The sequence below is a fragment of the Armatimonas sp. genome (assembly GCF_043760365.1).
Classification (GTDB): domain Bacteria; phylum Armatimonadota; class Armatimonadia; order Armatimonadales; family Armatimonadaceae; genus Armatimonas.
Window position 1 is genome coordinate 1 of sequence record NZ_JAYUPA010000596.1, and the last position, 12,609, is coordinate 12,609.

General features: G+C 59.2%; 15 protein-coding genes. 4 read left to right on the forward strand and 11 right to left on the reverse strand.

The genetic code is table 11. From position 1 onward, the window contains the following. Positions 1-208 (forward strand): glucoamylase family protein (locus ACH2EH_RS13650; protein ID WP_395142549.1); only part of this gene is annotated, 208 nt, incomplete at its 5' end. Here the strand turns inward: ACH2EH_RS13650 and nagZ are convergent. The 4 genes from nagZ to ACH2EH_RS13670 are packed head-to-tail and all read right to left on the reverse strand — an operon-like array spanning position 177 to position 3,337. Continuing rightward, entirely contained in the window at positions 177-1,265 is a 1,089-nt protein-coding gene (gene nagZ, locus ACH2EH_RS13655) for a beta-N-acetylhexosaminidase (protein ID WP_395142551.1), read from the reverse strand. The two genes, ACH2EH_RS13650 and nagZ, sit on opposite strands and share 32 nt — an antisense overlap. 16 nt (positions 1,266-1,281) lie before the next feature. Beyond that, on the reverse strand, positions 1,282-2,076 hold the full coding sequence (gene proC, locus ACH2EH_RS13660) for a pyrroline-5-carboxylate reductase (RefSeq protein ID WP_395142553.1): 795 nt from the start codon (positions 2,074-2,076) through the stop codon (positions 1,282-1,284). Then, positions 2,077-2,619 carry a cell division protein SepF gene (locus ACH2EH_RS13665; RefSeq protein ID WP_395142555.1) on the reverse strand — a complete coding sequence of 181 codons (543 nt, stop codon included), beginning with the start codon at positions 2,617-2,619 and terminating at the stop codon, positions 2,077-2,079. Between the two features lie 34 nt (positions 2,620-2,653). Beyond that, positions 2,654-3,337 carry a YggS family pyridoxal phosphate-dependent enzyme gene (locus ACH2EH_RS13670; RefSeq protein ID WP_395142576.1) on the reverse strand — a complete coding sequence of 228 codons (684 nt, stop codon included), beginning with the start codon at positions 3,335-3,337 and terminating at the stop codon, positions 2,654-2,656. A gap of 134 nt (positions 3,338-3,471) precedes the next feature. Here ACH2EH_RS13670 and ACH2EH_RS13675 point away from each other — a divergent pair, with 134 nt between their 5' ends. Then, on the forward strand, positions 3,472-4,188 hold the full coding sequence (locus tag ACH2EH_RS13675; RefSeq protein ID WP_395142557.1) for a hypothetical protein: 717 nt from the start codon (positions 3,472-3,474) through the stop codon (positions 4,186-4,188). On the opposite strand, the gene ACH2EH_RS13680 is transcribed toward ACH2EH_RS13675, so the two are convergent. From ACH2EH_RS13680 to ACH2EH_RS13690, 3 genes are all read right to left on the reverse strand, one after another. Beyond that, positions 4,185-5,762 (reverse strand): amidohydrolase family protein, encoded by a 1,578-nt coding sequence (locus ACH2EH_RS13680; RefSeq protein ID WP_395142559.1) that lies wholly within the window; start codon positions 5,760-5,762, stop codon positions 4,185-4,187. The two genes, ACH2EH_RS13675 and ACH2EH_RS13680, sit on opposite strands and share 4 nt — an antisense overlap. Positions 5,763-5,769: 7 nt before the next feature. Then, positions 5,770-6,474, reverse strand: a complete 705-nt coding sequence (locus ACH2EH_RS13685) for a PEP-CTERM sorting domain-containing protein (RefSeq protein WP_395142561.1) — start codon at positions 6,472-6,474, stop codon at positions 5,770-5,772. Positions 6,475-6,540: 66 nt separating this feature from the next. Continuing rightward, the gene (locus tag ACH2EH_RS13690; protein WP_395142563.1) at positions 6,541-7,248 is read right to left on the reverse strand and encodes an arginyltransferase; all 708 of its coding nucleotides are present in this window, start codon (positions 7,246-7,248) and stop codon (positions 6,541-6,543) included. 44 nt (positions 7,249-7,292) lie between these two features. Between ACH2EH_RS13690 and ACH2EH_RS13695 the strand changes: the two genes are divergently transcribed. Then, a complete protein-coding gene (locus tag ACH2EH_RS13695; RefSeq protein ID WP_395142565.1) occupies positions 7,293-8,426 on the forward strand; it encodes a C39 family peptidase in 1,134 nt (377 codons plus the stop codon). Here ACH2EH_RS13695 and ACH2EH_RS13700 read toward each other — a convergent pair. After that, positions 8,423-10,327, reverse strand: coding sequence for a glycoside hydrolase family 65 (locus tag ACH2EH_RS13700; RefSeq protein ID WP_395142567.1), 1,905 nt, complete (start codon positions 10,325-10,327; stop codon positions 8,423-8,425). The two genes, ACH2EH_RS13695 and ACH2EH_RS13700, sit on opposite strands and share 4 nt — an antisense overlap. A 76-nt stretch (positions 10,328-10,403) precedes the next feature. On the opposite strand from ACH2EH_RS13700, the gene ACH2EH_RS13705 reads away from it, so the two are divergent. Then, positions 10,404-11,477, forward strand: coding sequence for a GGDEF domain-containing protein (locus ACH2EH_RS13705; RefSeq protein WP_395142569.1), 1,074 nt, complete (start codon positions 10,404-10,406; stop codon positions 11,475-11,477). A gap of 2 nt (positions 11,478-11,479) precedes the next feature. Here the strand turns inward: ACH2EH_RS13705 and ACH2EH_RS13710 are convergent, their stop codons facing one another. The 3 genes from ACH2EH_RS13710 to ACH2EH_RS13720 are packed head-to-tail and all read right to left on the reverse strand — an operon-like array spanning position 11,480 to position 12,570. Beyond that, a complete protein-coding gene (locus tag ACH2EH_RS13710) occupies positions 11,480-11,947 on the reverse strand; it encodes a hypothetical protein (RefSeq protein ID WP_395142571.1) in 468 nt (155 codons plus the stop codon). A gap of 3 nt (positions 11,948-11,950) precedes the next feature. Next, positions 11,951-12,346 carry an aspartyl protease family protein gene (locus ACH2EH_RS13715; RefSeq protein ID WP_395142572.1) on the reverse strand — a complete coding sequence of 132 codons (396 nt, stop codon included), beginning with the start codon at positions 12,344-12,346 and terminating at the stop codon, positions 11,951-11,953. A gap of 8 nt (positions 12,347-12,354) precedes the next feature. Then, entirely contained in the window at positions 12,355-12,570 is a 216-nt protein-coding gene (locus ACH2EH_RS13720; protein ID WP_395142574.1) for a hypothetical protein, read from the reverse strand. Between the last annotated feature and the right edge of the window lie 39 nt (positions 12,571-12,609).

Consider the following 12,609-nt stretch of genomic DNA (forward strand, 5'->3'; position numbering starts at 1 on the left):
CGGGCGCTACGGCCTCTCCAACGCCCTCAACGCCGATAAGAGCTGGTTCGACACCGATGTGATCGGCATTGATCTGGGAATGGCACTTCTTGCCTGGGAAAACTCCAAAACCGGTCTGCTCTGGAAGCTGGTTGGGGAGCATCCCTTTCTACGGCGTGGGCTGGAGGTGGCGGGCTTTACCGCGGCACGTCCGCGCCAAGTGTCGTAACGGACTGCTCACGTCGCTTTCCCCCAAGTAGTGCCGGATCAAAGGGGAGACTGGACAGGTTCGCTTTTGCCGCCCGTACGTGCGCCACGGCCTCATCGAGGCGAGCGGTCGGCAGCTCACCCGAGCGGGCGGCGGCAAGGAGTGTCTCGTAGGTTTCTTGTTGTCGCTCCAGCGTGTGGCAGACCAGCACCATATCGGCTCCGGCCTTGATCGCGGCCAGTGCGGCCAGCGCCGTTCCCCAGCGCTCAGCGACGGCTTTCATCTCCAGGCAGTCGGTGACAATCAGGCCCGCAAAACCCAGTGTCTGGCGGAGTAGGCCCGTGAGAATAGCGTGGCTCATGGTCGCGGGCACTTCGGTGTCTAGCGCGGGGAACAAGATATGCGCCGTCATCACCACGGGCGCTCCGGCAGTGATCCCCGCCTGGAAGGGCAGCAGCTCGCGGGTTTGCATCGTTTCGAGCGTGTGTGGCAGAACAGGTAGGGCAAGGTGTGAATCCGTGGCAGTGTCGCCATGACCTGGGAAGTGTTTCAAGCAGGCCAGCACCCCCGATGCCGCGTAGCCACGCACCTGTGCCTCAACAAATGGGCCAACTTCCGTAACTGTCGCCCCAAAACTCCGGTCTCCAATCACAGGGTTAGCGGGGTTAGAGTTAATATCCGCCACGGGAGCAAAATTGGTATTTACCCCCACACAGCGCAGCTCCATCCCGGTTTGGTAGGCGGCATCATATGCCTCCTTGGGTGTCGTCAGTGCGGCAACGGCAGGCATTCGGGTAAAAGGTGCCGTGCCAAAGCGGGCCACACGGCCCCCTTCCTGGTCGGTTGCGATTAGTAAGGGAATACGCGCCAAGCTCTGGAGCTCGTCTAGCATAGCGCGAACGGCAACGGCATCAATATCGGGCACGGGCTTCTGGCTTGTGTCGTGGAGGTTGCGCCCCATCACGATCATCCCGCCCGCGTGTAGCTCCTGGACACAGAACCGTGCCTGGTCGTCAAGCGCCGTGCGCTCCTGCCAGCCAAAGCAGCAGAGCTGCCCAACTTTTTCTTCGAGTGTCATGTGCAAAGCTCACGTGTCATTTGCCCAGCTCGGTGGAGCGCTCGGTGGCAGCGCGGACGGCTTCCATGACAATTCCGCGAAAGGCTGCCCTCTCCAGCACGACGATTCCCGCCATCGTCGTGCCCGCGGGAGTCGTCACGGCATCTTTGAGTTCCATGGGATGCTGGCCGGTTTCAAGCGCCATACGCCCCGCGCCGATCAGTGTTTGTGCTGCGAGCTGGCGGGCAGCCGGTCGCGGCAAGCCCATCTGTACCCCTCCGTCGGTGAGGGCTTCCAGAAAGAGATAGACAAAGGCAACCCCGGAGGCGGCGACTCCCACAACAGCGTCCATCTGGCTCTCCGCGACTTCCAGGCAAAGTCCGAGCGCCAAGAAGAGCCGCGCGACGGTGGCCGTCTGTTCCTCCGTGGCGAACTTCCCCCGACAGAGAGCCGATGCCGATGCGCCGATCTGAGCAGGTGTATTAGGAAGTACCCGTAGAACCGCCTGACCGTCGGGCAGAACCGCTTCCAGCGCACTCGTGGGGACACCTGCCGCCACGGAGACAATCAGGCAGCTTGGTGAGAGCGCCTCACGGATCTCCGTTAACACAGAGACAAGCTGATAGGGCTTGACAGCCAGCAGAAGCACCTCCGCTCCTGCCACCGTCCCCGAGTTAGAGCCCGCCACACACGCGCCAAGCTCAGCGGCTAGAACGCGTCCTGAAGCCCGATCCGGCAGGGTCAGCTCCGCAGGAGCAACAAGCCCGGCACGCACCCAGCCCCGCAGAATCGCCCCACCCAGCTTTCCCGTTCCAATAACGGCGAGCTTCATCTACAGCCGGTCAAAGAACGGCTTGGGAGTCTCCCCGGGCTTGTCGGCATGAATCATGACATTGGCGGGCGTGAAGAGATACGCTCCCTCTGCGATCTTCTCGACGTACCCATCGAGCGCGTAAGTAACGCCATTGAGGAAGTCAATCAGGCGCTCGGCAACCTCAGGCGGGGTCTTCTCCAAATTGAGGATCTGAGGCTCCCCTTGCTTGAGACGGTCCGCCGCTTTCTGGACATCGGCGAACGAACCGGCGGGCATAATGGTAATGGAGCCATCACGCACCGTGGAGAGGCGATAAGTGGTATTACGAGTGGTCATGGCCGCTGGTATTGTGGTAGTCGTTGCTGTCGCTGTTGCGGAAGTGCCCGAGCGTGGTGCCTGGCTGGCACGCGGTGTAATCGGCTCAGGATCCTCAAACCCTTCGTCATCTTCCACTTCCGTGTGGGGGGGACGCAGGCCAAAGAGGCTCCGTAGCCGCTCTTTAAACCCACCCCCGGCAGGCTCATCCTGCTCGTCGTCACGCTCGTAGGCGTTGTTGTACATTGATCCTCGCTCCTGATTCCAAAAAATAATGACACTATTCCGCTACTGACGGACGCTGACCAAAGAGAGCTGTCCCAATCCGCACCAGGGTGGCTCCTTCGGCAATTGCCGCCTCAAAATCGCCCGACATTCCCATCGAGAGTACTTGCCTCTTTGAATCAGGCAACCCCTCGAAGAGCTGTCGCAAGCGGGCAAAATGGGGTCGTGTCGCCTCCACGTCCGCACAGAGAGGCGCCATTCCCATAAACCCACAAAGTCGCAGATTCGGCAGTGCCGAAACCTGCTCACACAGCGCCAGCGCCTCCGCTTCGGCAACCCCTGCACGGTTCGCACTTCCCGCAAGGTTTACCTCCACAAGCACTGACAGCTCTTTCTGCCGCTCGACTGCAGCCCGCGAGAGTGCCTGGGCCAGCGAGAGACGATCCACGGTCTGTACCATCTCGAAGAGCGAGACAGCAAGCCGTGCCTTATTCGATTGCAAGCTTCCAATCAAGTGCCAACGAAGCTCGGACAGATCGCTCAATTGCGCACATTTATCACGCGCCTCTTGGACGTAGTTTTCCCCGAACTCACGCACTCCTGCTGCCCATGCCGCACGCACGGACTCCGCGGAGTGACGCTTGCTGACTCCTACCAGTGTGATCTCGTCGGGCGATCGACCCGCACGGGCGGCCGCTACGATGATTCTTTCACGTATCTCTAAAACACGCTCAGTGATTTCAGCCTACACTCTCTTATGCGGGGCATTATAACGCAATGTGTTTATAAGTGTCAATGGCGATTGAACCTAAACAGCAAAAATAGTAGTAAGGAACTATTGTTTGTTAAAAAAGATACGGTATCATGCCACCGATGCAACGTAAAAACTCTCCTACCGCCCCCCCTAAGCTCACCGCTGAGCAAGTTCTCGACGGGTTCGTCAAGAACACGGGGGGGGCCGCCTACAGCAAGCTCACCAGCTTCGTCGCGGTTGGCACCGTGCAGCTTACCGGACAACAGCTCGGCACCATCGAAATAAAGAGTAAAGCGCCCCAGAAATTTCTCCTGCGCATGGTACTCCCCAAGCTTGGTGAGGTCGCCACGGGCTACGATGGCAAAGAGGGCTGGGCTCGCGACCCCAACCTGGGCCTGCGACTCTTACAGGGTGAGGAGCTCGCCCAGCTCCGGCTACAAGCACTCCAAAGTAGCGCACCGCAGAGCTGGCGTAGCTATTTTAAAAAAGTGGAGAACCTAGGACTGAGCAAGGCAGGCGCAGCCAGCTTTTACAAGCTACGTCTCTGGCCCAAGGACGGCAGCGCAGCAATCATTCAGTACCATCATGCCATCACGCTTCTTCTGGCACGTACAGACCAGGTTCAGGCAACTCCTCAGGGCAAGATCAGCACGCTCACCTACTTCAATGACTGGCGGCTCACCGATGGCATCAAGACGGCATTCCAGATGCGCCAGAAGAGTGCGAACCTGGAGCTCGTACTGACACTCACTCAGGTGCAAAACAACCTCCCCCTCCTCGACACTGAGTTCGAGCGCCCCGCAGAGGCGCCCAATAAGCCTGCAAAAGTGCGCTAGCTGCCCCTGAGTAGCGCTTTACCCGGTAGTCCATTCGTCGGCACCCCATTCTGAACCACGGCCTTGCCATTGACAAAAACCCACTCAATGCCGACGGAGAGCTGATGTGGGTCGGTAAAAGTCGCACGATCTGAGACAGTCGCGGGATCAAAAATGACTAAGTCGGCGAAGAAATTTTCGCGTATCTGGCCGCGATCACGAAGGCGCAGGCGCTCGGCGACGGCACTGGTCATCTTGCGAATGGCATCTTCCCAGGTGAGGATGCGCTCGTCGCGGACGTACTTGCCCAGCACGCGCGTGTAGGTTCCGTAGGCGCGGGGATGCACCGGGGTGGTCTGAGTCGAGGGGTCGAGGCCGCCCGCATCGGTGCTGATTTTCACCCAGGGCTGCTGGAGCTGGAGCCGCAGATTTTCCTCGCACATCGAGAAGAACACGGTGCCAATGCGCTGGTTCTCCGAGAGAAGGAGATCTATGGTGGCGTTTGCCCAGTCGCAGCCAAGCTGTTCGGCAATCTGCGTGAGGCGTAGCCCGATAAAGCGCCTGTTTTCGTCCTGCAAAAAACCAAGCGGCATGACATGCCCCCCCCGGTCATTGCTCGCAAAGTCGCCCGTTGCGGCTTGGGGTGCGATCATCTCCGCGTGGATGCGACGGCGTGTGGCGGGATCGGCAAGGTTTTCGTAGAGGCGCCCGCCCTCGTACGCCCAGTTGGGAATCAGCACCGAGAGGCCCGTGCCGCTGGCGACATAGGGGTACATGTCCGCCGTGATATCTATTCCCTGCTCGCGCAGCTCCGTGATGCGCGAGAGAGCGCGGGGCATCTTGTCCCAGTTGCGCTCACCCGACGCTTTTAGGTGGTAGATCTCCACCGGGCAGCCCGAGAGATCCGAGAGCTGCGCGGTGGCCTCAATACTCTCCAGCAGGCCGTCGCCCTCCGAGCGCAGGTGGACAATATAGAGCCCTCCGTAGCGCCCGACCACTTTGGCGCACTCGGTGAGCTGATGGTCGGTGGAGTAGGAGTCGGGCGGATAGATCAGCGCGGGCGCGATCCCAAACGCCCCCTCCTCCATCGCCTCCGCCGTGACGCGGCGCATCTGCTCTAGTTGATCCTCGGTAGGCACAGCGGCGTCCCAGCCGCAAGCCCACTCTCGAACGCTGCCACCGCCGACAAAGCTGCCCACATTCACGGAGACGCCACGGGTCTCGTAGTGCTTCAGCCAGTCTGAAAAGTAGCGCCAGGTCTGGGTGTCGCTCTGCCGCTCGGTTCGCCTGCCCCCAAACGGTGCCGGAGTCCAGAGCTCCCCTAGAATCTCCGTCGTCACACCCTGGGTAACCTTCGAGAGCCCACGCCCATCGGTGAGATAGGGATGCAGCGAGTGGCTCTGGATATCAATGAAGCCCGGACAGAGAACCTTGCCCGGTGCACAGAGAACTTGAGTAGCATTCTCCCGAGGAAAGTGCCCCGGTGCAGTCACGGCGACAATGCGTTCCCCCGTGACGGCGACATCGGCATAAAAAAAGGGATTGCCCGTGCCATCCATGACACGGGCATCTGTAATGAGAAGATCAGCCCTCACGTATCCGCTACCTACGGCGCCGACGTAGAAATGCAAGCGCTCCCAGCCCTGCGAGAAGCAGCGTCCTTGGCTCGGGGATCGCATTGCCTCGTCTCGCTACCACCACATTGTCGAGCGCCCAAGACTCATCCGGGACTCCCTGAAGCCCCTGCCCCTCAAAGCTCAGAACCACGGTACTCGTTGCGGGCGTAAACTCAAGCTGCGGAAGCGCGATCTTATCAAACTTGTAGATCGCGTACCGGTTATTAATATTGGGGGCATTGTTTACCACCGATGCATTGGTTCCAGGTGCGTAGTTACCCGGCCCACCGATATAGCCATTGGACGAGAACGACTGGTTGGAGCCGGTGACATTGGAAAACGTAGTATTTACCAGCGTATTGCCATCAGCCCTCACACGCCAGACATCCGGCCCGACCACAGGCGCGTTGCCATCCCAGGTAGCCTTGATTAGCAAGTCTAGGGTCAGGTCATAAACATTGCCCGGTGTTAGCCCGGTCAGGGTCAGGGTTGTTGCCGTGCTATTTGAAAACAGTCCCAGAAACTGCGAGGTCGCTCCCAGAGCATCCGCAGTCTTGGGATGGCTGATGCGCGCCCCCGCGGTAAAACTGCCCGTCGTCACCTCAAAGTCATTGGAGTAAACGATTTGTGCTCGTGCATTACCTGCGAGTGCGAGGATTGCTAGCGCCGCAAGAAAAACTTTGTTGGTCATGATTCCCACTCCTGCTAAAAATACAGGCTATTATACCCCGTATCTTTAGCAGTCAACCTAGTAATTCTACGAGGAGTAGGCCTCCCAGTTCCCCGACTCGGTCAGAATCTCACAGGGCTGAAAGTTAGCCTTGTAGGAGAGACTTGGGCAAGCAGCAACCCAGTAGCCAAAGTAGGCCCAGGGCTTCGTTAGTTTTTGGGCGAGAATGATGGTCTGAAGCATTGCAAAAGTTCCCAGGCTGCGGCTCTCCCCCTCAGGCTCGTAGTAGTGATAGACCCCGGAGACCGTGCTAGGCGTCACATCTGTCAAGACAATCGCTCGCAGAGTTTCCCCCTCCCACACACTGATCTCCACGGCGGGAACCGGGTTGTGGACAAAAGAGAAGGCGTAGTCGTCGGCGGATCGCTCGCCCTCCGGCCAGCCTTTTTGCACCTCTTGCTTCGTGTGGTAGCGGTTGTAGAGCGCCAGCCGTGTGTCGTCTACGGTAGGCCGCCCGTAGCGTACTATTAAATCCGCATTCTTTGCCAGCGCCCGGCGCTGGGAGCGACTCGGTATAAACTCTGCCACGGGGATCCGCAGGGGGCGACACTCGCTGCACTCGGCACAGACGGGATGAAAGAGCATGGGTCCAAATTTGCGCCAGCCCTCGTCCATTTTTTGTTCGTACTCCGCCGCGCTGAGCTGTCCCACGACTAAGTTCTCCATGGTGGACTGCCGACCTGGCAGGTAGGTGCAGGTGTCTGGCCCGGTACGAATGGTTTGAAGAACATGCATGGGAATATTTTATCGCCCCGAGTCTCGGGGCGATAAAATAGACCATGCTTCCAATCCCTGCCCTACTTGATGAGGCCGCACGCCGCTGGCGGATTCCGACGGCGCTTTTGCACGCGCTCGCCTGGCACGAGAGCCGCTGGCAGCAAGCCCATCGCACTGCCGAGCGTGTCGGTGTGCTCGGCGTGAGCGTCGCCGGGCGGAGCGATGCCCAAAAGCTTGCCTCCGATCTGCGCTATAACATCAATGAAGGCGCACGGCAGCTCTATCTGTGCTGGAACCGTGCTCCGATTTTGGGCAATGGCCGCCTTGAAGACGGACGCAATATCCTAGAGAGCTGGTTCTACGCTCTGGGACGCTACGGCACGGGCAAGGAGGGCGCGGCGGGCCATGTCTACGCCAACCAGGTGTTGGATGCGCTGGCCTCAGGCGGCGAGGGACGCTTTGCAAAAATTGCCGTCACGCGGCCCTCGCCTGAGAAGCTCGCCTGGGGCCGGAGCGCTCCCACCGGACCGCCTGCACCGTGGCACTTTGGCGAGGTAGCGCCGCTTCCTCCCGCATCGCCCGTCGTGAACCTCAAGCTTCCCTACGTCATGCAAGTCTGGGACTCACCTGATGACTTCGACGGCGCGGGCTCGTGTGGCCCGTGCGCAATGATCATGCTGCTGGGAGGGCTGGGCAAGCGGCAGCCCAAGCCCGTGTCCATCTTGGCCTCCTACCCGCACACCAACGCCTGGGGCGGCTACATCAAAGAGATAGATGATGCGGTCTGCGAACCAAATAGCGGCGCAGTACATGCCAAGATGCTGGCCTATCTCAAGACCGACTTCCCTACTGCCGCGGTTCTCTACAACGAGAAAGCGACCTTTGCGCGGGTAAAAGCCGAGCTGAGCGCGGGCCGTCCGGTGATCCTTGGAACGCGTGTGACGCCCGCGGGTCATCTCATGACGGCACGAGGCTATCTCTCGGATGGCAAGCGCATCCTTGTCAACGACCCCGCCGGGAACCAGACACTCACGGCACGCCGCAACAGCCCCGACGGCGAGCTTTCTCCCACGGGCAACCGCTACTGGAACGGCGGCGGCGAGGGCGCTCTCTACGAGTGGGACGCCCTCGATGTCCGCTGGATCATGACGGTCGGCCCCAAGCCCCCCGATGCCGACAACCCCGAGGACGGCTAGATCGGCGCACTCAGCCCCTCACTTTTTACCGTCCAGCTTACCGGGAAGGCTTTCTCACTCGCCATCAGCGCGACGGCGTAGAGCAGGCCACCATTGCCAGGCAGATAGAGCGGCAGGTTAGATCGCTGGTAGTTGTGCCCATTGGCAAGATAACGGTTCTTGGGGGTCTCCAGGAGCAGAAACTTCACGGCGAGCGCGGGAAGCTTGAGGCGAGCGGCGGTCATGGCGAGCATCGGGTAGTCCCAGCCCCAAGTGCTTTGCCAGTCCCAGGTTTTCTCGACCTCAAGCAGCGTGCGGTGCATAATCTCGGGGTCAATCAGCGGCGTTTTTGGGAGCAGACCATATGCCGCCGTCATGGAGGGATGGTCGCGCGTGATGGTGTAGGGCGGTGTGGCAATGGCGGTGTAGATCCCCTCACGGAGATGTGGTTTAGGAAGCGCCCCTTGCACCCGATCCCACTCGGCCTCGCGCGGCTGGCCCAGCCGTGTGCGCCAGAGCTGCGCCGTCTCTAGTGCCCACCAGACATAGGCCAGCTCAAATGTGGGATTGAGCGTGGTGGGGTGCTTATAGCTCTCCTGCGCAGGGATTAAGTTCGGGCCAAGCTGGCCATTTTTCGCGTAGCTCGCCAGAAACGCGGCGGTCTCGTTTACCAGTTTTCCATATTTCTGGAGAGTTAGCCTTGCGGGTTTTACACGGTAGAGCAGCTCGGCAAAGAAGATCGGGTGCGGCTGTTGCCAGAGCAGAAAGATGCCCACGGGGCTCGGGCTCTCTCGACCATCGTCGGCAACCATCTTGGGCCAGCGTGCTCCCGCAAAGCCTTGCTTGTGCGCCGTCTCCTGCGCTCGTGGGAGCGTTTTTTCGTACCAGGGGAGGCTACGCTCCAAGAGTGCTGCACGCCCCCAGAGCACAAAGTGAGCCGCGTGCCACCAGTGCATCTCCAAGTGAAACTTTCCGTGCCACGAGTTCTGCACCAGCCCTGTTTCCTGCGGGGGACGCGACCCGGCGCACTGGATCGCGGTGAGGTACTGCGAGAGAACAATGCGCCGCTCCAGCTCACGCTCAGGTGCAGAGCTGCCCAGCTCCAGTGCCCCCCCCGTGCTCCAGAAACGCTCCCAGTGGCGCAGGGTGATGCGCTTTGTCTCGGCAAAACGGGAGAGTTTCTCGGGAAGGGGTCGCTCGGAAAAAGCCAGAACGATCTCGCGTGCGCCCGTGAGCAGAAACGTGTGCGGCCCGGTCTGCGTGAGTGTTGCGCCTTTGGAGAAAGCCAGTGCCGCGTGGTAGCCCTCGCGTACAAAATCAGCACGGGTGCTCTGCATCAGCGCTTTTGTGGTGTGCTCCTCGCTCTCGACAAGGCCCATCCAATCCAACGATGGCCCAGGGAAGTGTAGCTGCACGGGCGGCGCAGTAGGCGAGAGGCGCACCGCAATTAGATCCCGCGTCGGGTGACAGAGCGTCTCGACGGAGACAAGCTGCCCGTCAGGACGCAGGCGAAAGCGGCTCTCGATGCGCCCTTCCCAGAGAGACAAGCGCTGCTGCACTTCACTGAGCGCCGAAAACTCCAGCCCAACGAAACCCAGACGCCCTAGCTGCAGCCGGTGGGGATTGCCGCGCAGCCAGAGCCCGGCAGGTGTCGTGGACTGGTCGGGGTAGGGCACGCCATTGAAGCGCGTCTCGGTCTGCTCCAGCGTGTAGCCCGCTGGGTTTGCCTCGGAGTGCCAGCCCCACTGGGCCTGTGTCCCAAGCTGCATCGCATTTTTATGAAACTCAGGAAAGCTCTGCAAGCCCGTACTGTCCACAGCAAAGGCAAACTCCCCGTTGCCCACTTGGAGCGGTGTCAGGGCATCGGGTTTGGTAAGCACAACATCGTGACGCATCACCAGCGCTTTTCGATCAATCGTCATGCCAGACTATTTCGACAGTGCTTCGCACGTTGCCTCTGTTGAACCTGGCAAGTTGATCCGAAAATAAGACATAGCCATGCAGGAAGTGTCTGAACCGTTTAGTTTGCCGCCTCTCATCGAGGAGAAACTCCGCCGCCTGACCCTTGTGCTCACTCCGGTCGGGATCCTGACGCTGCTACTTTCTATATGGCAAAATACTCAGATTAAGAATGCTACCCAGGTCGCGCACTATGGCTTACCCTTGCTAGCCATCATCTTTACCATCGTCTGGGTGCTGACTCTCAAAGATCGGATCTCAGGGCGGCACGCAACACTAGCCTTCGCTATCCCGACCTGCCTGCACATCTATCTGGAGCAGCTGGAGCACTCCGTGACGGGCCTTCTCTACAAGTACGGTGACCCAGGTAATTTTGGCTGGATGTTTGTGATGTTCCTGCTCCTCTTTCTCTCCCTGGATAGCCACCGGGCACGCCGGGTCAGTTTCGCATTTTTAGCCACCCACGTTGCAGTCTATCTCAGTGGTTTACGCAAGTTTCATCCGACCCCAGAGATTGAGCTGAGCTTTATCCAATACTTCATCGCCAGCATGATCGCCCTCTGTATCCTGGGGCTTAACTCAGATATCCGGCAGCACCTGGGTAAAGTGCAAACGCTCGCCGACACGGATGCGCTCACGCAGCTCATCAACCGACGGCAGATGCAGCTTTGCCTGGAGCGCAGTGTCCAGGGCTCTCACCCTTTTGTTTTACTGCTGCTCGACATAGACCACTTCAAGCTGGTCAACGATCAGTACGGCCATAATCGCGGGGACATGGTTCTGAAGGAGCTGAGCCAACACTTGGGCACCTGCCTGCGCTCGGGAGACTTACTGGGCCGCTGGGGCGGCGAGGAGTTCCTCTTGCTTCTGCCCAACACCAGCGATGAGGAAGCCCAAAAGCTTGCCCTCCGCCTCGTCAGTGCCGTGCGCGAGCGTCGCTTTGCCAACGACCTGCCGATCACGCTCAGTGTCGGAGGAGCCTCCTACCTCCCCGGCGAGCGCCCTGAGGATGTCGTCCACCGCGCCGACACCGCCCTTTACCAAGCTAAACAAGCTGGCCGAGACTGCTTCCGCTTCCACATCATCCCTAACGAGACGAAACAAGCCGCCTGAGATTACAATAAGTTCGTTGCCACTGCGGGATCGTAGGGAATCTCAGGAAACTCATAGCCAGCCGCTTCCAGAGTTGCGCAAGCTTTGGCGTGCTCTGCAAGCGTCAAAAAGATCACGGCAAGATCGTTCCAACCACTGTAACAGTACATCTGCTCCGCCGCGTCTGCTTCCGTCAGTAAGCGATTCACAGGTGCCGTAGTTCGTGCCAGGGTTTCTTGCCCTCTTGTCACCGCAAGCTCAGCCTCCGTATAAAGAACAACCACTTCTCCATTAACGGCCAGCGAGTAGCCCTCATCCTTTCCAATCTGCTCGTTAGAGATTTCCAGCACCACCCCACGAGCTTCGAGAAAGGAGCGGATCGTCTCCAGGAACTCCCCGACGCCTCCCTCAATCCACTCTTCTTCATCTGCAATAAAGCAACGCTCAGGGGCAAAAAGAAACGCATAAAGTTCTTGCAGTTGATCGTCCATAACTCAATCGGATTCATGGGGTAGAATCTCAAAAACACCATCGTTACGAAAAAAGCAAACATTAAACTCCATAAAGAAATTCATCTGTCCCAGGATGGTGCGGATTCCCTCACTCTGTGACCAGGCAAACACAAGGCGCTTGGCTGGAAAATCTTCCACCTGCCCCACTGCAACGATTGCCCGAGCAGCGGAGTTTCCGAGATTCCCCGCCAGCTCAACAGGCACCAGTTGCTCTTCCCAATGGAAGCCAAGGGCGGTACCAACCTCGTAGGGGAGAACGTTTACCGATGCTCCTGTATCCAGCAAAGCTTCCACTTCGATGCTTCGACCATTTGCCTGGAGTGTCAGAGAAATTACAGGCATTGCTGCGGGGCCATCGCCGGTGTACGGAAAGCGCACCGGCACGTTCACCCGCTCGTCTCCGTCTGCTTCAGGTAAGCAGCTAAAGTATCGGCGGCGGAATCAGGGATTCCCTGTGGCGTAAAGATCGGATAGATGCCCCCTAGGGTTAGAGTGGATTCTGATCCCTCCTGTGCTAGCTCCGCCGCCAGGAACTGCATCAGCCGCAATTTATCGGTACGTGGCAGCGTACGAACGCCAGGCAACATTTCTTTGAGTGACATCACTTTTCTCCCCCACTATTGTATCGGTAAAGTTGGCAC

Excerpts from the sequence above, each read along its gene's own strand:
- proC (WP_395142553.1), bottom strand. The coding sequence starts at position 2,076 with ATGAAGCTCGCCGTTATTGGAACGGGAAAGCTGGGTGGGGCGATTCTG.
- ACH2EH_RS13710 (WP_395142571.1), bottom strand. The coding sequence starts at position 11,947 with ATGGACGATCAACTGCAAGAACTTTATGCGTTTCTTTTTGCCCCTGAG.
- ACH2EH_RS13690 (WP_395142563.1), bottom strand. The coding sequence starts at position 7,248 with ATGCATGTTCTTCAAACCATTCGTACCGGGCCAGACACCTGCACCTAC.
- ACH2EH_RS13720 (WP_395142574.1), bottom strand. The coding sequence starts at position 12,570 with ATGTCACTCAAAGAAATGTTGCCTGGCGTTCGTACGCTGCCACGTACC.
- ACH2EH_RS13675 (WP_395142557.1), top strand. The coding sequence starts at position 3,472 with ATGCAACGTAAAAACTCTCCTACCGCCCCCCCTAAGCTCACCGCTGAG.
- ACH2EH_RS13705 (WP_395142569.1), top strand. The coding sequence starts at position 10,404 with ATGCAGGAAGTGTCTGAACCGTTTAGTTTGCCGCCTCTCATCGAGGAG.
- ACH2EH_RS13700 (WP_395142567.1), bottom strand. The coding sequence starts at position 10,327 with ATGACGATTGATCGAAAAGCGCTGGTGATGCGTCACGATGTTGTGCTT.
- nagZ (WP_395142551.1), bottom strand. The coding sequence starts at position 1,265 with ATGACACTCGAAGAAAAAGTTGGGCAGCTCTGCTGCTTTGGCTGGCAG.
- ACH2EH_RS13685 (WP_395142561.1), bottom strand. The coding sequence starts at position 6,474 with ATGACCAACAAAGTTTTTCTTGCGGCGCTAGCAATCCTCGCACTCGCA.
- ACH2EH_RS13665 (WP_395142555.1), bottom strand. The coding sequence starts at position 2,619 with ATGTACAACAACGCCTACGAGCGTGACGACGAGCAGGATGAGCCTGCC.
- ACH2EH_RS13695 (WP_395142565.1), top strand. The coding sequence starts at position 7,293 with ATGCTTCCAATCCCTGCCCTACTTGATGAGGCCGCACGCCGCTGGCGG.